Source organism: Nocardia carnea (assembly GCF_029869215.1).
GTDB classification, from domain to species: domain Bacteria; phylum Actinomycetota; class Actinomycetes; order Mycobacteriales; family Mycobacteriaceae; genus Nocardia; species Nocardia carnea_B.
In genome coordinates this window covers 26,277-46,909 of sequence record NZ_JARWPM010000077.1, presented here as the reverse complement: position 1 = coordinate 46,909, position 20,633 = coordinate 26,277, and the positions used below count along the sequence as shown (strand labels likewise).

The following is a 20,633-nucleotide window of genomic DNA, read 5'->3' as shown; positions in this document are numbered from 1 at the left end:
GGTGCTGCCTTTGTTCACCCATCGGTGTTGGGGGGGGGGGGGGGGGGGGGGTTTTTCCTCCGCGGCGCGGGGCCCGGCGCGGGTACCGGCGTCCCGGACCGTAATCTGGTCGCATGACCGCGGTATTGCTGGGCGAAGACGACGAGGCCATCGCGGCGCCCCTGTCGCGGGCGCTGGGCCGCGAGGGCTATTCGGTGACCGTGGAGAGTTTCGGTCCCGCGGTGCTGGACCGGGCGCTGGAAGGTCATCATGACCTGCTGATTCTCGATCTCGGGCTGCCCGGTATGGACGGTTTGGAGGTCTGCCGGCAGGTCCGCGCCCGCGGCGCCGAGATGGCGGTGCTGATGCTCACCGCCCGCACCGACGAGGTGGATTTCGTGGTCGGCCTAGATGCCGGTGCCGACGATTACGTGGGCAAACCTTTCCGGCTGGCCGAACTGCTGGCCCGGGTGCGGGCGCTGCTGCGGCGCAGCGGGATCGGTGACGACACCGTGGAGGTGGGCGGGATCCGGCTGGAACCGGCGGCGCGCCGGGTGCTGGTGAACGGGGTGGAAGTGGGGCTGGCGAACAAGGAGTACGAACTGCTCAAGGTGCTGATCGACCGGGCCGGTCAGGTGGTGCCGCGGGAGACGATCCTGCGCGAGGTGTGGGGCGATGCGGAGTTACGCGGTTCCAAGACCCTGGATATGCATATGTCCTGGTTGCGCCGCAAGATCGGGGACGAGGGCCCGATGGCGGAGCGGCGGATCGTCACCGTGCGCGGTGTCGGTTTCCGGTTGAACACCGACTGACGTGCGGCGCCGGATCCTGCGGTCGATGCTGACCGTGCTGATGCTGACCACGGTCGTGCTCGGCGTACCGCTGACCTATACGGCGTGGCTGTGGGTCGAGGACATCACCCGTAATGATCTTCGCGGCCGGTTGGAACAGATCTCCACCGATATCATCGGCCAGGAACGCGGTACCGGGGTGGTGCGGGGCGGGCTCGATCTGCGCACCGTTCAACCGCTCGTCCCGGAGGGCGGTCGGTTGACGATCGTGTATCCCGCCCCCGAGGACAACGCCGCGAAGGTGGAGATCGGGGCTGTCGGCGTCGAGGATCCGCTCGTGGAATCCCTGTCGATGGGCACCGAGGGTTCCCTGCGGCTCGAGGTGCCGGCCACCCCGATGAAGGCCCGGCAGCGGCAGGCGGTGGCGGGCGTGGGGCTGGCGGTGGCGGTTTCGCTGGGGGCGGCGATCACCGTCGCCATCGTCACCGCGCGCCGCGTCGCCGATCCGATCCGCGATGTGGCGGCCCGAGCCGCGCGGCTCACCATGGGGGATTTCCGTCCGGATCCGCGGCGGCACGGTATCGCCGAACTGGACCGGGTCTCCGATGTGCTCGATGCGGCGACCGTGGAGATCGCCGGGCGGTTGCAACGGGAACATGCGCTGGTGGCCGATGTCTCGCATCAGCTGCGCAGCCGGCTCACGGCGGTCCGGTTACGGCTGGACGAACTGTCCGCGCATACCGACCCGGCTGTCGTGCACGAGGCGGAGGAAGCGATGGCCCAGGTCGACCGGCTGACCGAGGCCATCGACGATCTGGTCCGGGCCTCCCGTGACGAGGACGCCACCGACCGCGATCCGGTGCCGGTGATGGACGAACTCCGCGGCGTCGTCGCCGAATGGACGCCGCCGTTCCGTGAAGCGGGCCGCACGCTGACGCTGACCGGGGATGGATCGCTGCGTGCCCCGACCACCGGTTCGCGGTTGCGGGAGGCGGTGACGGTGCTGGTGGACAACGCCTTGATGCACGGCGGCGGGACCTGCACGGTGTCGGTGCGTACGGTGCGCCCGGGGCAGGACCGTGAGCCGCTGGTCTGCGTGCAGGTGGCCGACGAGGGCGACGGAGTCAGCGACGAACTCGCGCCGCATATCTTCGACCGCGGTTTCTCGGGCGCCGGGTCGACCGGGGTGGGATTGGCCCTGGCCCGCGCATTGATCGAGGCCGACGGTGGCCGACTGGAGCTACAGCGCCGACGGCCGGCCTTGTTCGCGGTATTCCTCGGCAAACCGGTGGCGGCGCGGATGGAGAATCGGCGGGTCGGCGAACCGCGGTGAGGACACTCGGTCCACAGCCGGCGTGTCGTCGCCGGGCCGAATGGATGCGGCACGGTATCAACCGGCGGGACGTCGTAGAGCCCGGGACACGGAAGAATGCGGCGTTCACACCTGGGGAGGCGCCGGTGAGTGTCGTATCGGAGGCCCGCGCGACGCCGGAAATCAGCGGCCGAGTTACCGGTGGCTTCGGCGGTGAGGGCGGCTTGGGGAAGTCAGCGGCCGAGCGGGCGCCGGTGGTGTTCCTCTTCCACGTAGTCCTCGAGCTGTTCCAGCATCTGGTCGACCTCGTCCGGGAAGACCCAGCGCCGCATCGCCCAGAACCGGAAGGCCATCTGCAGCAGGTTGCCGATGATGTAGGCGCTGATGAAGTCGGCGATGTTCTCCACCATGAAGCTGACCGTCGGCTGGTGCAGCTGGAAGGCGTAGCGGGAGATGTAGAGCGGGAGCATGCTGAGCACCACGCCCACCCCGCTGACGGCGAAGAACAACAGCGCCTCGTGATGCCGTTCACGCCCGCCCCGGTTCTTGAACGACCATTCGCGGTTGAGGATGTAGGAGGCGATCACGGCGATGACACCGGCGATGATCTTGGCCGTGACCGGCTTCTCCTCCAGAACGGTCCACTTCAGGATGTAGAAGATGCCACTGTCGATCACGAACGTGGTCGCCCCGACGATGGCGAACTTGATCAGTTCGCGTTGCCGGAAGGCAATATCCTGCAGGGGCTGCGGTAGGACGCGCACCACGTCGTCGACGAATGACACAAGGCCAGAGCATACCGCTAGCAGTCGTTCGCGCAGGACGTGACAGTATTGACCGACGTGAACGCTCGTAGATTCGATTCCGCGGCGATGCCGACCGTCACGATGGTCGGCGGTGGCCAGTTGGCGCGGATGACGCATCAGGCGGCCATCGAACTGGGGCAGCGGCTCCGGGTGCTCGCCGAACGCCCAGGCGATCCGGCCGCCCAGGTCAGCCCCGATGTGGTGCTGGGCAGCCATACCGACCTGGACGCGCTGCGCCGCGCCGCCACCGGCTCACACGCGCTGACCTTCGACCACGAACACGTGCCCACCGAACACTTGGAGACGCTGGTCGCCGAGGGCGTGAATGTGCTCCCGCCCCCGCAGGCGCTGCGCTTCGCCCAGGACAAACTGGCCATGCGCACCGAGCTGTCGGCGCGCGGCCTGCCGGTACCGGCGTTCACCGCGGTCGAGTCCGAGGCCGACGCGGTGCGTTTCGGCGACGAGCACGGCTGGCCCATCGTGCTGAAGGCGATTCGCGGCGGGTACGACGGGCGCGGGGTGTGGATGCCCGCCGACGCGGAGGAGGCGGCGAAGATCGCCACCGAACAGCTCGGCGCCGGCGTGCAGCTGCTGGCCGAGGTCCGGGTGCCGCTGAAACGGGAACTGTCGGCGATGGTGGCCCGCTCGCCCTACGGTCAGGCGGCGACCTGGCCGGTGGTGGAAACCGTGCAGCGCCGTGGCCAATGCGCCGTGGTGATCGCGCCGGCGCCGGACCTGTCCGAGGAACTGGCCGCCGAGGCCGAGGAGCTCGCCCTGCGATTGGCCCGCGATCTCGGCGTGGTCGGGGCGATGGCGGTAGAACTGTTCGAAACCGAGGCCGGTGAGATCCTGATCAACGAGCTGGCCATGCGCCCGCACAACTCCGGTCACTGGGGGATGGACGGCGCGCGGACCGGGCAGTTCGAACAGCATCTGCGCGCGGTGCTCGACTACCCGCTCGGCGATACCAGCCCGCTGGCTCCGGTCACCGTGATGGCGAATATCCTCGGTGCGCCCGAGGCGCCGGCGATGTCGATGGACGAGCGGTTGCATCATCTGTTCGCCCGGATGCCGGACGCCAAGGTGCACCTGTACGGCAAAGGGGAACGCCCGGACCGCAAGATCGGGCATGTGAACATACTGGGCGACGACGTGGCCGTGGTCCGCGAACGCGCCGAGCGTGCGGCGCACTGGATGTCGCACGCGGTCTGGACCGACGGATGGGATCCGCATGAGTGACGTGGTGACGGACGGTATCGCGGGTGCGCCCGCGGTCGGGTTGATCATGGGCAGTGATTCCGACTGGCCCACCATGGAGGCCGCCGCCGAGGCGCTGGCGGAATTCGGCATCCGGTTCGAGGTCGGCGTGGTGTCCGCGCACCGCACCCCGCAGCGCATGCTCGACTACGCCCGCGACGCCGCGGGCCGGGGCCTGAAGGTCCTCATCGCGGGAGCCGGCGGCGCCGCCCACCTGCCGGGCATGGTGGCGTCGGCGACGCCACTGCCGGTGATCGGTGTTCCCGTGCCGCTGAAGTATCTCGACGGAATGGATTCGCTGCTGTCGATCGTGCAGATGCCGGCCGGGGTGCCGGTGGCGACGGTGTCGATCGGTGGCGCCCGGAACGCGGGGCTGCTCGCCGCGCGCATCCTCGGTGCCGCGGATCCGGCCCTGCGTGCGCGCATGGAACAGTTCCAGGCCGGCCTGGAAGCGATGGTCCTGGAAAAGGACGAAGCACTGCGCAAACGTCTTCTCGGCTGAGACCTCGTGGCCACTGACGCGGCGTCGCGAAATACGTGCTGAGCTGAGTCTTTCGCTGCCGGCGCGCGCCCGCCGGTCGCGTGGCCTACGATCCGGCTGTTGTATCGGACGGTGTGTCAGGTGGGTGTCGGTGGCGGAGTTCCCTTTCGCGACGGTGACCGCGAACGAATTGTCCTTCGCCGAGCGGGATGAGCGATACCTGCGGCTGCACGACTGGCCGGGGCGGACCTACCGCCATGCTTCCGGGTTGCGGATGATCTGGAAGTACGACGATGTCCGCGAGGTGCTCGAGGCCGCGTCACCGGCGATCACCCCGGCGAACGCCCTGGAGCCCCTGGTGGGATACCCGCGGATCGCGGCCACCGCGGGGGCGATCCCGCATCTGGTGCGGCATCTGTTGCCGTTGCCCGCGAAGGCGACCGCGGATCTGACCGATCGGCGTTTGCACAAACAGGTCTGGGACACCATGGCCGGACCGGCCGGTCATTTCCGGATCCCGGCCGCGGACCGTCCCCGGCATGCGGCGGCCATGACGGAACACTTCCACGCCGCGCTCCGCGAAATAAACACCGGGACAACCGAGTTGGATGTCACCGCGCTGTCGATCGCCTATGCCACCCGGGTGACCGGGTCCGCGGTGGGCCTTCCGGAACGGGAATGGCAGCGGGTCGCGGTATGGAGCGGCGCCCAGTCCGGGTTGCTCGGCCGGCGGATGCGCGGGCGCGAGCTGTCCGGCGCCGTGGCGGCGCTGGGGCAGCTGTTCACGGTGAGCGGCCGGGCTGTCGATCACAATTTGCGCAGCGGCAGCGTCGGTTTCGCGACCCGGCTGCGGGACGCCGGGGTCCCCCGCCGGGTGGCGATTTCCGCGGTGGCGAATTCCCTGGCGGCCGGAGTGCACACCGTCAGCGGCAGTATTCAGCAGGGTGTCCAGCGGCTGCTGAGCGATCCCGGCCGTGCCTGGTGGGAGCTGTTGGCCGATCCGGATACCGCCGGGCACGTGGCCGCCAAGATCCTGCAACTGGATCCGGGTCTGGTCGCCTGGAAGCGCCGGGTGCTGCGCCCGGTCACCCTCGCCGGCGGAACCGAGCTGCCGGCGGGACCGGTGTTGGTGATGTTCGCCGCCGCGAACCGCGACCCCGCGGCGTTCCCGGACTGCCTGAGTTTGCGGAGTCCCGGCAAGATGCCGTTGACCTTCGGGTTCGGTGCGCATATCTGTCCCGGTAAGCAGTCGGCGACCCTTGCCGTCGAGGTCTTCCTGCACCAGTTGCGGACGCTGCTGCCGGAGGCGCGCCTGGTGGCGGCCGCGCCGGAACCGCGCCGTGACCCCGACCTGCTGTTCAGCGGCGCGGCGGTCCGCGTGGCCGGCGAGCGACGGCTCTGACGGATCGGTTCCGCCGCTCGATACGGTGGCGCTATGGAGAACGAGGAAACCGTGCGCCGGGCAGGTGGGGCCGAGCTCGTCCGATTCCGGCTGGGTGTGGTGGACGAGGCTCTGCGTTTGTTCGCCGAGCAGGGATATGAAGCGACCTCGGTCGACGAGATCGCCGAGGCGGCGGGTATCTCGCGACGCACGTTCTTCCGGCAGTTCCGGTCCAAAGAGGACGTGATCTTCGCCGATCACGAGGCCCAGTTGCTCGCGGCCCAGGAATTCCTGCAGCAGTCGCACGGCGACCCGTGGGAGGCGGTTTGCGAGGCGGCGGTCCAGGTTTTCGAGCGGTTCACGCGGTGGCGCGATATCGCCGAACGCCGATACCACGTGGTGCGCCGGGTCCCGGCGCTACGCGATCGCGAGATCGTGACGGTGTTCCGCTACGAGCGTTTGTTCACCGACTACCTGCGCGAGCGGCTGCCGGATTCCTCGGATCTGGCGCGGGTGCAGTTCACGGCGGCGGTAACCGCCACCCACAATTACCTGCTGCGGCGGATGGTGCGGGGGGAGTCGGCGGCCGGGCCCGCCGATCTGCGGGCCGAACTGAGCGCGATTCCGCGCGGTGATCGTCGCATGAACGGCGCGGAGGAGCTGGTGCTCGCCGTCTTCCGCCGCGATCTGCCCGCCCGGCATGTCGCCGAACTGCTGCACGACCGGCTGGGTAGTTTGGCAGAGACGGCCGCTGAGTGACACTGAGTGCCATCAACCTGGCCGCCCTGCCCGGCATGCAGGCGGTATAGTGACAGAAGATCTGACACCGAGTGCCGATGAGTGGCACCGCACCGGCAACCAGGAGTGAAACCCATGGCGGGAAACCCGGATTTCGATCTGTTCAAACTCGAGGATTTCCACGACGAGCTGCGTGCGGCCATCCGCGCCCTGTGTGAAAAGGAAATCGCTCCGCACGCCAAGGACGTCGACGAGCATGCGCGCTTCCCGGAAGAGGCACTGGCGGCACTGAATGCCGCCGGTTTCAACGCGGTGCACGTTCCCGAGGCCTACGGCGGGCAGGGTGCCGATTCGGTGGCCACGTGCATCGTCATCGAGGAAGTCGCCCGGGTGTGCGGGTCGTCCTCGCTCATCCCGGCCGTGAACAAACTCGGCACCATGGGCATGATCCTCAACGGCTCCGAAGAGCTCAAGCAGAAGGTGCTGCCCGATATCGTCAACGGCGAGATGGCGTCGTACGCGCTGTCCGAGCGGGAAGCCGGGTCCGACGCGGCCGGGATGCGTACCCGCGCCCGGCAGGAGGGTGACGACTGGATCCTCAACGGGTCCAAATGCTGGATCACCAACGGCGGCAAGTCGTCCTGGTACACGGTGATGGCCGTCACCGACCCCGACAAGGGCGCCAACGGGATCTCCGCCTTCCTGGTGCACAAGGACGACGAGGGCTTCGTGGTGGGCCCGCTCGAGCACAAGCTCGGCATCAAGGGCTCCCCGACCGCCGAACTGTACTTCGAGAACTGCCGCATCCCCGGTGACCGCATCATCGGCGAACCCGGCACCGGTTTCAAAACCGCCCTGCAGACCCTCGACCACACCCGCCCCACCATCGGCGCACAGGCCGTCGGCCTGGCGCAGGGCGCTCTGGACGCGGCCCTGGCCTACACCAAGGACCGCAAACAGTTCGGCAAGCCGATCGCCGATTTCCAGAACACCCAGTTCATGCTGGCCGATATGGCGATGAAGATCGAAGCCGCCCGGCTGATGGTCTACACCTCCGCCGCGCGCGCCGAACGCGGCGAGAAGAACCTGGGCTTCATCTCCGCCGCCGCCAAATGCTTCGCCTCCGATGTGGCGATGGAGGTCACCACGAATGCGGTCCAGCTGTTCGGCGGCGCCGGCTACACCACCGATTTCCCGGTGGAACGGATGATGCGCGACGCCAAGATCACCCAGATCTACGAGGGCACCAACCAGATCCAGCGGGTCGTCATGTCCCGCGCCCTGCTCAAGGGATAGTTCTTCCGGATCGTGGCGTTCGGACGGCGGCCCGGGATGCCCGCTCGGGCGGCCGCCCGGCCACGGCTCCATGCCGGGCCGGGCGGGCTTCTCGCCGAATGCCACCTGGGGGGGTGAAGGACGTCATCCGCTCGGTGACTCCCCGCCCGCCGAAGGGAAACGCCGACTCCGCTGCGGCTCGTTCGGCCGAATGATTCACGGCGCGGGCGGGTTCGGGACGAACAGGGGTGGGGCGGTGCCGATCGGGGCGATTCTGGTGCCGGACCACGGGCAAGTGGTGTGGTGGTCGCGGGGGTGATCGCAGATGTGGTGGTCGTGGACGGCGACGTGGGGGCCGGGACACAGGCCTGGGCAGGAGAGGGAGACCACCGGGCCGGTGAGGTTCTTACGGAGGAACAGGCGTAGGTGGCGCAGTTTTATCCACGGGCCCCGGCCGCAGGTGCAGCGTGGATACTCGGTGACTTTCGTTCCGACCCAGGGGCATTCGCCGGGTACGTTGCGCCAGTGGTCGGCGATGCGCCCGTGCTGCAGGGTGGTGCCGTGTAGGCAGTGCAGCGTTTCCGGGCAGCGGTAACGCCCGGGAACGGCGGTGGGAAAGAGCATTCCGCGGTGGATCCAGGGCTCGTTCGCGCAGTGGCAGACTCGTTCGCGCCGGTGTGTCATCGGCTGTCCTCCGCGCTCAGTGGGTTCCGGGGCCGGTGCCGGGGGAGGGCGGGGGTAGTTCGCGTAGGCCCGCGGCGACGCGGGCCTGGATCACCGGGTCGCAGCATTCACCGAGGTGCCACAGGCGCAGCGTCGCGGCCATGGCGCGGTTGGTGGCGGGTCGGGAGGGCAGGCGGGGACGATCGTGGTTCATCGGTTGACCTCGTATTTCGTGGTTCGCCGGAGCCCGCGTACCGGAATGGGTACGCGGGCGATCGAGTGCTGATTTATGCTTCCTAAACCTGTGGGTCAGAAGAGAATCGCAGAACATTTAGGGGGGATAAACGAGGATGTTACGTCTACCGGCTGATGCGGTCAAGCGGCGCTCTCTAGACTCAGAGCGTGGGTGGCGCAGGCGAGTTCGAGCAGGTCCGTTCCGAGCCGGATCCGATACGGCGTGGCCGGCGGGCGACCGAACTGATCACGCTGTACCAGCAGCGGGCCGCCGAGCTGGCGCGGCTGCGCAAGGAAGCGATCGAAGAAGCGCACCGGAATGGCCTGAGCTATACGGAAATAGCGGAACTACTCGGCATCACCAAGGGCCGGATCAGTCAGATCAAATCGGGTGCGCCCCCGGCCGAACGCGCCTTCTTCGGCGTCGGCCCGGTCGCGATCGGAGTGCCCCGCCGAGATGCGGCCGGGGAGGGCCGATCCGGCCCCGCCGACGAAGCCAACGACCGAGCGGCCCAGAAGCTCGTCGAGCAGGTGCTGGCCCGGCTTTCGCTGGTGTCTTCGCGATTCGAAATCGACCCCGATTCCGACGAGGTACCGCCCGGCGACGCGGTGGTGATCTGCGAACCCGGCGCGGCCCCGCTGGCGCGGGACCTGCTGGCCGACGACGAAGCGCTGAGCCTCGAAAAGATCAACGGTGAATGGTGTTTGGTCGACAAGGCCACGGGGCAGCGGTACACCTCGCCCGGTGCCGCCGGCGCGACGACCGATATCGGGTTCCTCGGCCGTCGCGAAGAAGAGGGTCGCGTAATCGTGCAGATCGCGGGTGTGACGAGCGCCGGATCGCACGGTGTCGCGCATTGGCTGGACGGCAACGTTTCCGAGCTCTACGAACCGTCGGCCCGGTCGACCAGCGCGGTCATCGAATGCGATATCGACTCCGAGGGGGCGGTCACCGGGAGTCGCGCTGTCGCCGGGCCGTTCACGAAACGGGAGTGAACCCGGGCACCCGGAACTATCCGGGGTGGCAGTAGCGCATCGGTCCGTGCAGCGCGGGAACGCGGCTCGCGGGGCCCGTGCGACGCATGGTCGGCATATGCTGTCCGGGCAGTCTCGCCGAGCCCCACGGGGCAGGTAGCGAGGTGCGGGGGGAATCACCACCGGGGGCCGAGGCGGGCGGCGATCCGGCGGGGCCGGCCGCGAGGATTCCGGCCATCGCGAACTGGCTGGTCGCGAATCCGGCATCGAATTCGGGAGCACCGAACGCCTCGGTGATCAGTGTTCGCGGCACGCTACCGGCCTCTGCGGCATGCAGTATCGCCCGCACCGCCGCGCGGCGCTGTTCGGCGTCGCCGCCCAGAGCGGCCGTGACACCGTAGATGGTTTCGTCGGTGCTCCAGAGATCCGGCAATGCCGCCGACCGATGGTCGCAGGCAAATGGTTCGGCCTGGTGCCAGCGGTCGTTCTCCCACCGGTAGCCGAATGGGGCTACGACCGCACCCGGCGCGTCGGCGGTTCTGATCTCACCCCAGAGCGCCGCCCGGCCACCGGGCAGGACATGCACAACGGCCCCGCCGCCGAAGCCGTTGTCGAACCAGCCCAGCAACGGCAGAATCCGCGGTCCGCGCGGTCGGCGCGCCGCAGCGAACGCTGCCGCGATGACCGTCCAGCGGGCCCACAGCCGCGGGAACGGTGGTAGGTCGCCGAGGTCTGGACAGATGTGACCGTTCATAAGGGGACAGTAGGCCCGATCCGCCTCGGCAAGAAGTGTCGGAAACGACATCTTGGGTACTGTTCCCGACATGGACGTCAGCGTATCGGCGATGGATGATGTCGCCGACCCGGGGCTCGGCAGCGCGGCCCAGGGTGAGCGCCTCGTTCCGGGCCCGGCACCCCGGTGAGCCGGGTCCACCCGGCGGTATCGGACGGCCTCGTGGATCATGTACCGGTGAGCGATATCGATCTTGTGGACGTGACCATCAGCGGGCCCGACGAAGAATGGCTGGTGGAGTTCACCCGCCGGCTGGTGGACGACCGGCTGGCGGCCTGCGGGAACATCCACCCGGAAGTCCGGTCGATCTACCGGTGGGAGGGGGAGGTGGAGGACGCGTCCGAAGCGGTGGTGGTGCTGCACACCCAGGCGTCGCATATCGCCGCGATCATCGAACGCGCCAACGCCGAGCACCCCGATGAGGTGCCGCAGGTGGTGGCGGTGCCGGTGGTCGGGGTCAACCCCGCGTACGGGGAGTGGATCCGGACCGAGACGGCGAGCTGATCGGCCGGCCGGCGCCGGGCATATCCCGGTCGGCCGGTGCCGCTCAGCGGTGGACCAGGTCGGCGTATTCCGGGTGCTTACCGATGTACTCGTCCACGTACCAGCAGGTGGCGAGGACCGAGTAACCCGCCGCCCGGGTCTCGTCGAGCGCGTACTTCACCACCTGCCCCGCCACCCCGCGTCCCCGGAATTCCGGGAAGGTGATCGTGTGGTGGAAGTTGCGGACCTTCGGACTGTCGGTTTCCGCGTAATCGGCATAGCCGGCCAGCGCGCCGTCGAGATAGATCTCGAAGCGGGTGTCGTCGGCATTGTGTCGGAGTTCGGTGCTCACTTTCAATGGAACGGCCGCCCGCACCGGGTTTGTTCCGAAGACGGTGCGGGCGGGCGCGTGCATCGTGGATCGTCCGCCGCGTCCGTGGCCCGATGACGCACGAGACGGGCGGTGTCTGCTGACCTACGGTTTGTCCGGACCGGTCGTCAGAGCACCGCGCCGGGGTTGAGGATGCCGTTCGGGTCGAGCGCGTCCTTGATCCGGCGGGTCAGCGCCATCACGTCGGGACCGAGCTGATCGGGGAGCCAGGCCTTCTTCAACCGTCCGACTCCGTGCTCGCCCGTGATGGTGCCGCCGAGGGTGATGGCCAGGTCCATGATCTCGCCGAAGGCGCGATGCGCGCGTGCGGTTTCGTCGTGGTCGTCGGGGTCGTGGACGATCAGCGGATGGGTGTTGCCGTCGCCGGCATGCGCGATCACCGATACCGTGACCGCATTGCGCCGGGCGATTTCGGCAACCCCGGTGACCAGGTCACCGAGTCGCGGAAGCGGCACTCCGACATCCTCCAGCAGCAGCCGGCCGAGTCGCTCGACCGCCGGGATCGCGAACCGGCGGGCCGCAGTGAAGGCTTCGCCTTCCTCGGGGTCGGCGGTTTCGAAGACCTCGGTCGCACCCGCGGCCCGGCAGGCCTCCAGCATCGTCCGCGCTTCCTGCGCGGCGTGTTCCCCGGGGGCGTCGGACCGGGCGACCAGCAGTGCCGCGGCCCCGCGGTCGAGCCCCATCCGCATCTCGTCCTCCACCGCGTTGATCGCGACGGAATCCATGAACTCGAGCATGGCCGGCCGCAGGGTCCCGGTGATGGCGAGAATGGCCTCGACGGCGGCGGTGAGCGTGCCGAACGAGGCGACCACGGTGCACTGCGCGGGCTGTGCGGGCAGCAGGCGCAGGGTGAGTTCGGTGATCACGCCGAGGGTGCCCTCGCTGCCGACGAACATCTTGGTCAGCGACAACCCGGCCGAATCCTTCAACCGCGGACCGCCCAGCCGCACCACGCTGCCGTCGGCGAGCACAACCTCCATACCGAGGATGTAATCGGTGGTCACACCGTATTTCACACAGCACAGGCCACCGGCGTTGGTGGCGGCGTTACCGCCGATCGAGCAGATCTCGAACGAGGACGGGTCCGGCGGGTACCACAGCCCGTGCTCCGCGGCGGCCCGTTTCACCTCCGCGTTGAGCAGCCCCGGCTGGACCACGGCCGTCCGGGTGACCGGGTCGATCCGGATATCGCGCATCCGCTCGGTGCTCAGCACGATGCCGCCGTCCAGCGCGGTGGCGCCACCGGAGAGACCCGATCCCGCGCCCCGCGGCACCACCGGAACGCGGTGCGTATCGGCCCAGCGCAGGGTTTCCCGCACATCCGTGGTCCCGGTGGCCCGGACCACAGCGGCCGGGGTGCCGGCACCGGGGTCCAGGGCCCGGTCCTGCCGATACCCGGCGATGATATCGGGGTCGGTGAGCACAGCGCCGTCGGGCAGCGAGTCGATCAATGCGCGCAGGTCCACGTCGCCACGGTAGCGCCCGGGAGCGGTTGGTTCGCCGGGAACCACCGTGTGGGTGATGCGACCCGCGGCGCACCACCCACCGGCCGGCGGAGGCGGGAGCTAATCGCAGACCTTCAACGCGTCGGTCTGGTTGTCCGTGCCCGCGGGCATATTTCCCCGGCCGTTGTCGGGTACCGAGGCGAGGAGTTGCCACCGCACCCCGGTCCAGTTGTAGATGCCGACGGTTTTGCCGGTGCGATTCCAGTACGAGGTCAGCCGGTCACCTTTACCTCCGCTGCCGATATCGTGCAGTAGGCATTCCGAGTTGACCTGTACGAACATATTCTCTCCGCCGGGACTGTCGAAGCCGCAGAACAGCCCGCCCGGGCAGTTGTACGCCGCCGCGGCCGGCGCGGGGGAGACGGCCGCCCCGTAACCGGCGAACGTGAGGACGGCCGCCGCCGCGACGGCAACACGGAGGCGCGGCAGTGCGAGTGAATACATGATTGTCCCTTCGCAAAACGATCGGAACGGAGCCGAAATGCCCGGTCCGAGCTGCTTTTCCGATCAGCACAGTCATGATCACGCGGCCGCGCGGGTGGTGACTATCCCGAATGCGCGAGTTCTGTCCGCGGAGCGCGGGGACTATCCGGCCGGATGGGTGGCGAGCTCCGCCACCGCCGCGCGGACCTCCTCCTCGACAAGGTCGGCATTGATCTGCGCCCCGGCCATCGCACCCGCCGCCGCGGCGGCGCCCACCTGCGCGGTGAGTTCGGTGACATTGCCCGCCGCCCACACTCCGGGTACCTCGGTGCGGCCGGTGGCGTCGGCCGGGATGTAGCGGCCGACGCCGGCCGGGTGCTCCACGGCGGGCAGTTCGAGATCGGCCAGGAAACCCGCCCGGGCGACCATACGCGTTCCGACCGCGACAACCTCCCGGGTGACCACGGTGCCGTCGGCGAGACGCAGCCCGGTGATCCGATCGGCGTCCGTCTCGAGCGCGGCGACCTTCCCTGGCACGATTCGGATACCGCGCGCCCGCAGCCGCTCGGTTTCGTCGGCGGTCGGCTCCGGGCCCTCGTGGGTGAAGAACACAACATCATCGCTGAGCTGGCGGAACAACTGCACCTGGTGCATCGACATCGGGCCGGTGTTCAGCACGCCGATCGCCCGATCGCGCACCTCCCAGCCGTGGCAGTACGGGCAGTGCACCACATCGCGACCCCACCGTTCCCGCAGGCCGGCGATATCCGGGAGCTCGTCGACCAGGCCGGTGGTCACCAGTAGGCGCCGGGCCCGGACGCTGCGGCCGTCGGCGAGGCCGATCGTGAATCCGTCCTCCGTCCGGGTGGCAGCGGTGATCTCGCCGGACACCACCTGCCCGCCGTAGCGCCGCACTTCCTCCCGGCCCCGGGCGAGCAATTCCGCCGGGGGCCGGCCGTCGTGGCCCAGTAGGCCGTGCACCCCTTCGGCCGGGGCGTTCCGGGGTGCGCCCGCGTCGATCACCACCACCGTCCGCCGGGACCGGGCCAGCATCAGGGCCCCGTTCAGTCCGGCCGCGCCGCCGCCGGCCACCACCACGTCGTAGTCGTTCTCCAGTTGCTCGGTCACTGTGACCACCTCCTCGACACCGACTATCCGAAACCGCGCCGCTTTCGGCAAGTAAATTTGCCGAATCGACAAAATGACTGCCGGTTGTCTTCCTCGGCGGCTCGAACCTGCGATCTCCCGGTTTGCCCCGTGCTCACCTGCCCGTCACCTGCCCCTGCCACCCTGACCGCGTGCAGGAACTGGCGACGAACCCGGAGACGTGGGCGAGCCGGTTCGCCCGTTGGTGCGAGGCGGTGGTCGCGCGACTGCCCTGGGGGCTGGACCGAATCGTCCCGCCGACCTTTCTCGGCTTCGCGCTGATCAACAGTTTCACCTTCGGCGTCGACCTGTTGATCCTGACCGGGATGCGCAGCGGGCTCGGCCTGCCCGGCTGGTTATCGGTCACGGTCGGCTACGTCTGCGCGTTCGCGCTGGCGTTCTACCTCAACCGCACCCTGAACTTCCGCTCGCACGCCCCGGCGGGCCGGCAAGCGGTGATCTACACCGTCGTGGTGGTGATCAACTACCTGGCATTCATCCTCGGCGTGGGAGCGGGTCTCGCAGCGCTGGGCGTCCAGTACCACGTCTCCCGGCTGCTGGCCGGTGCGTGCGAGGCGGTGTACATGTACTCGGCCATGCGCTGGGTCGTGTTCCGCCGCAAGTGATCACGGCTTGTTACCGATGGCTCCGGATTGCTGGACGGGTCTTGTGTGGTTCACTGCAGCGTGTTGTGCAGCCTCTCGCACAGGTTCCAGATCGTGCCACGGGTGGTTTCGTCCAGCACGGCTTTCGGCCACGGCGTGACGGCTGCCCGGCTGTTGAAGTAGCTTCCGTGGCTGGTCCGCGCCGCGGGGGAGGAAGCGAGGAAGACGCTCGACCGGGTGGCGGCGATCAGCGCGCGGTGGCCGTAGAGCACGGGCATCGCCAAGCGCAGCAGTGGCACGATCGGGCGGGCGAGCGGCGGATACGCGCCTGCCGTGAGGTCCTTGTTCATCGAGGTGTAGGCATGGCCCGGATAGGCGACATTCAGCGACACTGTCGTATCGGCGAGGCGTTCGGCGAAAGCGTAGCTCATCGCCATCTGGGCCAGTTTGGTCTGGTTGTAGAACGACAGGCCCACATACGCTTTCTCGCCCTGCAGGTTGCCGAGGTCGATCCGGCCACGCGGCACCCCGCCCGTGATGTTGACGATCCGGGCCGCGTCCGCCGCTTGCAATGCGGGAAGCAGCCGGTGCATGAGGCTGAACGGTGCCACGACATTGACCGCGAACACGGTCTCGATACCGTCCTCGGTCAATTCTCGCCGGGTTCGAGTCGCTCCGGCGTTGTTGATCAGAACGTCGAGCCGGTCGACTCGTGAAGTGACCTGTTCGGCGAGGTGGCGCACGTCGCGCAGACGCGACAGATCAGCGGTGATCGCTTCGATCTCGGTGTTACCGCTGGTCCGGCGCAGTTCCGCGACCGCCGTCCCGGCGCGTTCCGCATCGCGGCCGACGAGGATTACGCGGGCGCCGAGGGCGGCCAGCCGCCGGGCGGTTTCCTTGCCGATGCCGCCGGTGCTCCCGGTGATCAGCACGGTCTTTCCTTCGAGGGTCATTGCGGCAATCCCTTCCTGTGTCACTTGGTGTCACTATAGTCATCTGGTGTTGAAAAGTAGACTCGAGCGCATGTCGGAAGGACTCCGGGAACGAACCCGGCGAGCGGTGCGAGCCGAACTCACCGAGGTGGCCATCGCTCTTTTCGCGCGTCAGGGCTTCGAGGCGACGACCGTCGACGAGATCGCTCGTGCCGCCGGAATGACCAAACGCAGCTTCTTCCGCTACTTCCCCTCGAAGGAGGAGGCGGTTTTCGGCGGTATCGATACCACCGGTGAGAAAGTGGTCGCCGAGCTGGCGGCCCGGCCGGCGGGGGAGGACCCCTGGGATTCGCTCCAGCACGTGCTGCGCAACTGGCAGGAGGAGATCCATGCCGGTGAGCAGGTGCTGGCCGTCCTGCGCCTCGTCGAGGCGACCCCGGCGCTGGCCGGGCGACTACACCAGCGGCGAGCCGAATGGCGGCAACGGGTGAGTGATGCCGTGCGGCAACGCCCGGGGGCCGGTATCGACTCGTTCACCGCCGACCTGCTCACGAATACGGCCGTCGCCGTACTCGACACCGTCTCCAGCGCATGGCTGCGATCCGATGGCACCGCCGACCGCTCGGCGCTACTGGACCGGGGTTTCGCACTCGCACGCGTGCGGGGAAACGCCGAATGAACGTGCTGCTGTCACTTCTGCAGTACGTCCATCCGACCGGCGCTCCGTACCGGTCGGATCAGCCTGTGTAGAGGCGGGTTTCGGCGCCGTCTCGGACGACGACATCGGCATCGGTGAGTGCCCAGTGCGGGGTGCCGTCGGCGCGGAAGCGGGCGGCGAGCGCGTTGCCCGTGCCTTCGGGGTCGGTGGGGGAATCGAGGTGGGGGACTATCGGTCGGTCGATCAGCCCGAGGCCTTCCCAGATGGGCTCGATACCGCAGGCCGGGGCGACTTCTCCCGGATCGTCGGAGGTTTCGAGTCCGCGCAGGTGCGGTCCGAGCAGGCAGGCGCCCGCGCTGTAGCCCGCGTACAGGAACGCATCCGCGGCGAGCAGTTCCGGCACGACCCGATCCGCACCACTGCGCGCGAACTGGGCCCGCAGCACGAAGGTGTTGCCGCCGCGGACCCATACCGCGGGAAACCCGGCCAGTGTCCGGCGCAATTCGCCGGGGCGCCCGGTGTAGTCGCGCAGATCCACTTCCTGCGGAATGAACCCGTGCTTGCGCAGCGGTACCAGTTCGCTGGTCACCGCCGCCGCCCGTGAATCCGGCCAGGCGTCGCAGGCATTGGCGATCACGGCGATCGGGCGGGGGCCACCGGCCAGTTCGGCGAACACCTCGTAGTGCGCGCCGAACCGGTAACTGGCCAGGAACAGCCGCATCAGATGGTGAACGCGAGGTTGCGGGCCAGCTGCCGGCCCAGCTCCGCATCGCCCTCGAAGTCGATGCGGTCCAGCGCGGTTTCGGGGTCCACCCGGCCACCGCCGAGGCGCACCAGCAGTCCGGAATCCAGCTGCAGCGTGGCCGTGGCCGCCCGGTCGGGGGCGGTCACATAGCTCGCCCGGTCGCCGACCTCGATATGCAGTGTGCGCGCGAGCGGCCCGGTCAGCCGCAGGGTGATCAGGGAGCCCGCGGGAGCCTTACCGCGTTTCGCGATCACCCGGGGCAACGACTGCGCGAATTCGGTGAACGCCACCTCGCCGCGCGCGCCGCCCTCGTCGATCTGCTCGCCCAGCGCATCCGCGATATCGAGCTCGTGCATCCAGCAGTCGAACAGCCGGACCCGCATGAACCGGGCGTAGGGAACTTCGCCGACGGGCGATTGCGAGGGCGCCAGCCAGGCCTGATCGTCCATCTCGGCCAGCGCTTTCCGGCGGCGGCCGATCACCTCGTGGTACAGGCGCAGCAGTTCGCCGCCCGTGCGGGACCGCAGCCGCTGTAGCCAGATCTCGTTCAGCGCGCCGATCTCGTTGCGTACATGCGGCAGCGTCTTGACGTCGATATCGGGTGTCTGCGGGTCGCGGGCCGGCGGTTTCTCGCCCAGCAGCAGCGATTCGGTGCCGATGATATGGCCGATCACATCGAAGACGGTCCATCCCGGCAGCGGCGACGGCGTTCGCCACCGGTCCTCGTCGAAACCGGCGACCAGATCGGCGAGGGCGTCGAACTGCTCGGACAGTAGTGCGACGAGTTCGGGGCGGTCGGGCAGATCGTGCATGGGCAGGGCCTTCCGTGGGCTGGTCGGAATCCGGGTGGGCCGGTGAACCGTTCCTATCAGCCGGGATCGGTATCGGTTCCGGCGGCCGGGGGATCGAGGGCCGCGAGCCCGTCGCGGAGTGCGGCGGCGACTCGCTCGGGTTCGTGCGAACGGCGCAGTACCAGTCCGGAGGCGAAACGGAACTTGTCCCCGTGCTTGCGGGGCAATACGTGCAGGTGCACGTGGCCGACCGTCTGGAACGCGGCCTTACCGTCGTTGATCAGCAGGTTGGCCCCGTCGGCGGCGAACGCCGGGCCCTGCGCCGCCAGCGCGATCCGATGCCCGATCCGGAACAGCCCGGCCCCGGCGTCGGCGTCGAGTTCGGACAGGTCGGTCGCATGGTGTTTGGGGATCACCAGAGTGTGCCCGCGGGTGATCGGCCGGATATCGAGGAAGGCGCACACCGCGTCGTCCTCGTAGACCCGGTGCGCCGGGGCGGTACCGGCCACGATCCGGCAGAAAACGCATTCGCTCACAGCGTGACTATATTGCACAAGAGCCAGCTGGGTGGGGTGAGCGGGGAAGGATTGGCAAACTTTTCATACCTGCCGTCACGGTAATCCGGATATGTCACCTGATCTGCATTTACCGCTGTGAAGGCGACGGCCCCCGCCAGGTGGATGTGACGGGCATCTCAGCTAATCTCACTCGCATCGTTGTACGGTGGCGAGGATTTTCGGGCGGGGTGTTCGCGGACACCCCGCCCGGCGCCGTCATCGGGCGGCCGAACACAGTAGGAGAGGGAAACAGACAAGTGGAGACAACGCAGACCGTGAGCGATTCGTCGCCGCGCGGGGCGCGTGTCGGTGTCGTTCGCGAAACCGCCGCGGGCGAGCGGCGGGTCGCCCTGGTACCGAAGATCATTCCGGCCCTGGTGAAACAGGGTGTGGAGGTCGTGGTCGAAGCCGGTGCCGGCCTGGGCGCGCTCATTCCCGATACCGCCTACACCGAGGCCGGTGCCACCATCGGTGATGCCTGGTCGGCCGATGTGGTCGTGAAGGTCGCCCCGCCGACCGATGCCGAAGTCGCGAAACTGTCCGCGGGGCAGACGCTCATCGGATTCCTGGCGCCGCGCAATGCCGACAATCAGATCGACGCCCTGAAGAAACAGCAGGTGCAGGCGTTCGCCGTCGAAGCGATCCCGCGCATCTCGCGCGCGCAGGTGATGGACGCGCTGTCCTCGCAGGCCAATGTCGCCGGATACAAGGCGGTGCTGCTGGCCGCCTCGGAATCGACCCGCTTCTTCCCGATGCTCACCACCGCGGCGGGGACCGTGAAACCGGCGACCGTGCTGGTGCTCGGTGTCGGTGTCGCGGGGTTGCAGGCGCTGGCCACGGCCAAGCGGCTCGGCGGCCGCACCACCGGTTACGACGTGCGGCCGGAGGTCGCCGATCAGGTGCGCTCGGTCGGCGCCCAGTGGCTCGATCTCGGTATCGACGCCGCCGGTGAGGGCGGGTACGCCCGGGAACTCACCGACGAGGAGAAGGCGAAACAGCAGCAGGCCCTCGAAGACGCCATCAAGGGTTTCGACGTGGTGATCACGACCGCCCTCGTTCCGGGCCGTCCCGCGCCGCGCCTGGTGACCGCCGCCGCGGTCGCCGGGATGAAACCGGGCAGTGTGATCGTGGACCTGGCCGGCGAGACCGGCGGCAACTGCGAACTCACCGAACCCGGCGAAACCGTGGTGAAGCACGAGGTGACCATTTGCTCGCCGCTGAACCTGCCGGCCACCATGCCCGAGCACGCCAGCGAGCTCTACTCCAAGAACATCGCCGCGCTGCTGGAGCTCATGCTCGCCGACGGTGCGCTGAAACCGGACTTCTCCGATCAGGTGCTGGCCGATTCCTGCGTCACCCGTGACGCCGAACCGACAACGAAAGCCGAATGATGTACAGCGAGCTGCTGGCGAATATCGCCATCCTGGTGCTCTCCGGGTTCGTGGGTTTCGCGGTGATCTCCAAGGTCCCCAATACCCTGCACACCCCGCTGATGTCGGGTACCAACGCCATCCACGGCATCGTGGTGCTGGGTGCGCTGGTCACCCTGGGCCGGATGGAGGACCCCTCGATCGGGGTGCAGATCATCCTGTTCGTGGCCCTGGTGTTCGGAACCCTGAATGTGATCGGCGGTTTCGTGGTGACCGACCGGATGCTGGGCATGTTCAAAGGTAAGAAGCCCGGCGCGGGTGCCGAGAAGGCAGGTCAGTAAG

At 68.4% G+C, this 20,633-nt stretch carries 25 protein-coding genes; 13 read left to right on the top strand and 12 right to left on the bottom strand.

What is annotated here, in order from left to right:
* Positions 1-113 precede the first annotated feature (113 nt).
* Together QH276_RS04060 and QH276_RS04055 are read left to right on the top strand one after the other, a co-directional pair.
* Positions 114-791 carry a response regulator transcription factor gene (locus QH276_RS04060; protein ID WP_030522487.1) on the top strand — a complete coding sequence of 226 codons (678 nt, stop codon included), beginning with the start codon at positions 114-116 and terminating at the stop codon, positions 789-791.
* A gap of 1 nt (position 792) precedes the next feature.
* On the top strand, positions 793-2,103 hold the full coding sequence (locus QH276_RS04055; protein WP_280399187.1) for a sensor histidine kinase: 1,311 nt from the start codon (positions 793-795) through the stop codon (positions 2,101-2,103).
* A 212-nt stretch (positions 2,104-2,315) separates the two neighbouring features.
* Here QH276_RS04055 and QH276_RS04050 read toward each other — a convergent pair whose 3' ends face one another.
* Entirely contained in the window at positions 2,316-2,867 is a 552-nt protein-coding gene (locus QH276_RS04050; protein WP_280399188.1) for a GtrA family protein, read from the bottom strand.
* An 87-nt stretch (positions 2,868-2,954) separates the two neighbouring features.
* On the opposite strand from QH276_RS04050, the gene QH276_RS04045 reads away from it, so the two are divergent.
* The 5 genes from QH276_RS04045 to QH276_RS04025 all read left to right on the top strand — a co-directional run bounded on the left by QH276_RS04045 (position 2,955) and on the right by QH276_RS04025 (position 8,041).
* Positions 2,955-4,127 carry a 5-(carboxyamino)imidazole ribonucleotide synthase gene (locus QH276_RS04045; protein ID WP_432278637.1) on the top strand — a complete coding sequence of 391 codons (1,173 nt, stop codon included), beginning with the start codon at positions 2,955-2,957 and terminating at the stop codon, positions 4,125-4,127.
* On the top strand, positions 4,120-4,647 hold the full coding sequence (gene purE, locus QH276_RS04040; protein ID WP_280399190.1) for a 5-(carboxyamino)imidazole ribonucleotide mutase: 528 nt from the start codon (positions 4,120-4,122) through the stop codon (positions 4,645-4,647). Before QH276_RS04045 ends, purE begins: the two co-directional genes overlap by 8 nt.
* Before the next feature lie 130 nt (positions 4,648-4,777).
* On the top strand, positions 4,778-6,028 hold the full coding sequence (locus QH276_RS04035) for a hypothetical protein (protein WP_280399191.1): 1,251 nt from the start codon (positions 4,778-4,780) through the stop codon (positions 6,026-6,028).
* 33 nt (positions 6,029-6,061) lie between these two features.
* A complete protein-coding gene (locus QH276_RS04030; protein WP_280399192.1) occupies positions 6,062-6,766 on the top strand; it encodes a TetR family transcriptional regulator in 705 nt (234 codons plus the stop codon).
* 114 nt (positions 6,767-6,880) lie between these two features.
* Positions 6,881-8,041, top strand: coding sequence for an acyl-CoA dehydrogenase (locus QH276_RS04025; RefSeq protein WP_280399193.1), 1,161 nt, complete (start codon positions 6,881-6,883; stop codon positions 8,039-8,041).
* Positions 8,042-8,236: 195 nt separating this feature from the next.
* Here QH276_RS04025 and QH276_RS04020 read toward each other — a convergent pair whose 3' ends face one another.
* Positions 8,237-8,704 carry a hypothetical protein gene (locus QH276_RS04020; protein ID WP_280399194.1) on the bottom strand — a complete coding sequence of 156 codons (468 nt, stop codon included), beginning with the start codon at positions 8,702-8,704 and terminating at the stop codon, positions 8,237-8,239.
* A 16-nt stretch (positions 8,705-8,720) separates the two neighbouring features.
* Positions 8,721-8,897, bottom strand: a complete 177-nt coding sequence (locus QH276_RS04015) for a hypothetical protein (protein ID WP_280399195.1) — start codon at positions 8,895-8,897, stop codon at positions 8,721-8,723.
* Positions 8,898-9,085: 188 nt separating this feature from the next.
* Here QH276_RS04015 and QH276_RS04010 point away from each other — a divergent pair, with 188 nt between their 5' ends.
* Positions 9,086-9,913, top strand: a complete 828-nt coding sequence (locus QH276_RS04010; protein ID WP_280399196.1) for a sigma factor-like helix-turn-helix DNA-binding protein — start codon at positions 9,086-9,088, stop codon at positions 9,911-9,913.
* Positions 9,914-9,929: 16 nt separating this feature from the next.
* Here QH276_RS04010 and QH276_RS04005 read toward each other — a convergent pair whose 3' ends face one another.
* Positions 9,930-10,646: a hypothetical protein gene (locus tag QH276_RS04005; protein WP_280399197.1), complete on the bottom strand. Its 717-nt coding sequence runs from the start codon at positions 10,644-10,646 to the stop codon at positions 9,930-9,932.
* 216 nt (positions 10,647-10,862) lie between these two features.
* Here QH276_RS04005 and cutA point away from each other — a divergent pair, with 216 nt between their 5' ends.
* The gene (gene cutA / locus QH276_RS04000; RefSeq protein WP_280399198.1) at positions 10,863-11,189 is read left to right on the top strand and encodes a divalent-cation tolerance protein CutA; all 327 of its coding nucleotides are present in this window, start codon (positions 10,863-10,865) and stop codon (positions 11,187-11,189) included.
* Between the two features lie 43 nt (positions 11,190-11,232).
* Here cutA and QH276_RS03995 read toward each other — a convergent pair whose 3' ends face one another.
* From QH276_RS03995 to QH276_RS03980, 4 genes are all read right to left on the bottom strand, one after another.
* A complete protein-coding gene (locus QH276_RS03995) occupies positions 11,233-11,520 on the bottom strand; it encodes a GNAT family N-acetyltransferase (protein ID WP_280399234.1) in 288 nt (95 codons plus the stop codon).
* 146 nt (positions 11,521-11,666) lie between these two features.
* The gene (locus QH276_RS03990; protein ID WP_280399199.1) at positions 11,667-13,025 is read right to left on the bottom strand and encodes an FAD-binding oxidoreductase; all 1,359 of its coding nucleotides are present in this window, start codon (positions 13,023-13,025) and stop codon (positions 11,667-11,669) included.
* 99 nt (positions 13,026-13,124) lie between these two features.
* Complete coding sequence (locus tag QH276_RS03985) at positions 13,125-13,508, bottom strand: peptidase inhibitor family I36 protein (protein ID WP_280399200.1); 384 nt, start codon at positions 13,506-13,508, stop codon at positions 13,125-13,127.
* 141 nt (positions 13,509-13,649) lie between these two features.
* Positions 13,650-14,615: an NAD(P)/FAD-dependent oxidoreductase gene (locus tag QH276_RS03980; RefSeq protein ID WP_280399201.1), complete on the bottom strand. Its 966-nt coding sequence runs from the start codon at positions 14,613-14,615 to the stop codon at positions 13,650-13,652.
* 170 nt (positions 14,616-14,785) lie between these two features.
* Between QH276_RS03980 and QH276_RS03975 the strand changes: the two genes are divergently transcribed.
* On the top strand, positions 14,786-15,259 hold the full coding sequence (locus tag QH276_RS03975; protein ID WP_280399202.1) for a GtrA family protein: 474 nt from the start codon (positions 14,786-14,788) through the stop codon (positions 15,257-15,259).
* Positions 15,260-15,309: 50 nt separating this feature from the next.
* Here the strand turns inward: QH276_RS03975 and QH276_RS03970 are convergent, their stop codons facing one another.
* On the bottom strand, positions 15,310-16,191 hold the full coding sequence (locus QH276_RS03970; RefSeq protein ID WP_280399203.1) for an SDR family NAD(P)-dependent oxidoreductase: 882 nt from the start codon (positions 16,189-16,191) through the stop codon (positions 15,310-15,312).
* Between the two features lie 70 nt (positions 16,192-16,261).
* Between QH276_RS03970 and QH276_RS03965 the strand changes: the two genes are divergently transcribed.
* On the top strand, positions 16,262-16,849 hold the full coding sequence (locus tag QH276_RS03965; RefSeq protein ID WP_280399204.1) for a TetR family transcriptional regulator: 588 nt from the start codon (positions 16,262-16,264) through the stop codon (positions 16,847-16,849).
* 58 nt (positions 16,850-16,907) lie between these two features.
* Here the strand turns inward: QH276_RS03965 and QH276_RS03960 are convergent, their stop codons facing one another.
* The 3 genes from QH276_RS03960 to QH276_RS03950 are packed head-to-tail and all read right to left on the bottom strand — an operon-like array spanning position 16,908 to position 18,900.
* On the bottom strand, positions 16,908-17,549 hold the full coding sequence (locus tag QH276_RS03960) for a Type 1 glutamine amidotransferase-like domain-containing protein (protein ID WP_280399205.1): 642 nt from the start codon (positions 17,547-17,549) through the stop codon (positions 16,908-16,910).
* Positions 17,549-18,385 (bottom strand): maleylpyruvate isomerase family mycothiol-dependent enzyme, encoded by an 837-nt coding sequence (locus QH276_RS03955; protein WP_280399206.1) that lies wholly within the window; start codon positions 18,383-18,385, stop codon positions 17,549-17,551. Before QH276_RS03955 ends, QH276_RS03960 begins: the two co-directional genes overlap by 1 nt.
* Before the next feature lie 56 nt (positions 18,386-18,441).
* A complete protein-coding gene (locus tag QH276_RS03950; RefSeq protein WP_280399207.1) occupies positions 18,442-18,900 on the bottom strand; it encodes an HIT family protein in 459 nt (152 codons plus the stop codon).
* Between the two features lie 278 nt (positions 18,901-19,178).
* Here QH276_RS03950 and QH276_RS03945 point away from each other — a divergent pair, with 278 nt between their 5' ends.
* Together QH276_RS03945 and QH276_RS03940 are read left to right on the top strand one after the other, a co-directional pair.
* Positions 19,179-20,312: a Re/Si-specific NAD(P)(+) transhydrogenase subunit alpha gene (locus tag QH276_RS03945; RefSeq protein WP_280399208.1), complete on the top strand. Its 1,134-nt coding sequence runs from the start codon at positions 19,179-19,181 to the stop codon at positions 20,310-20,312.
* The gene (locus QH276_RS03940) at positions 20,312-20,632 is read left to right on the top strand and encodes an NAD(P) transhydrogenase subunit alpha (protein ID WP_033244390.1); all 321 of its coding nucleotides are present in this window, start codon (positions 20,312-20,314) and stop codon (positions 20,630-20,632) included. Before QH276_RS03945 ends, QH276_RS03940 begins: the two co-directional genes overlap by 1 nt.
* Position 20,633 lies beyond the last annotated feature (1 nt).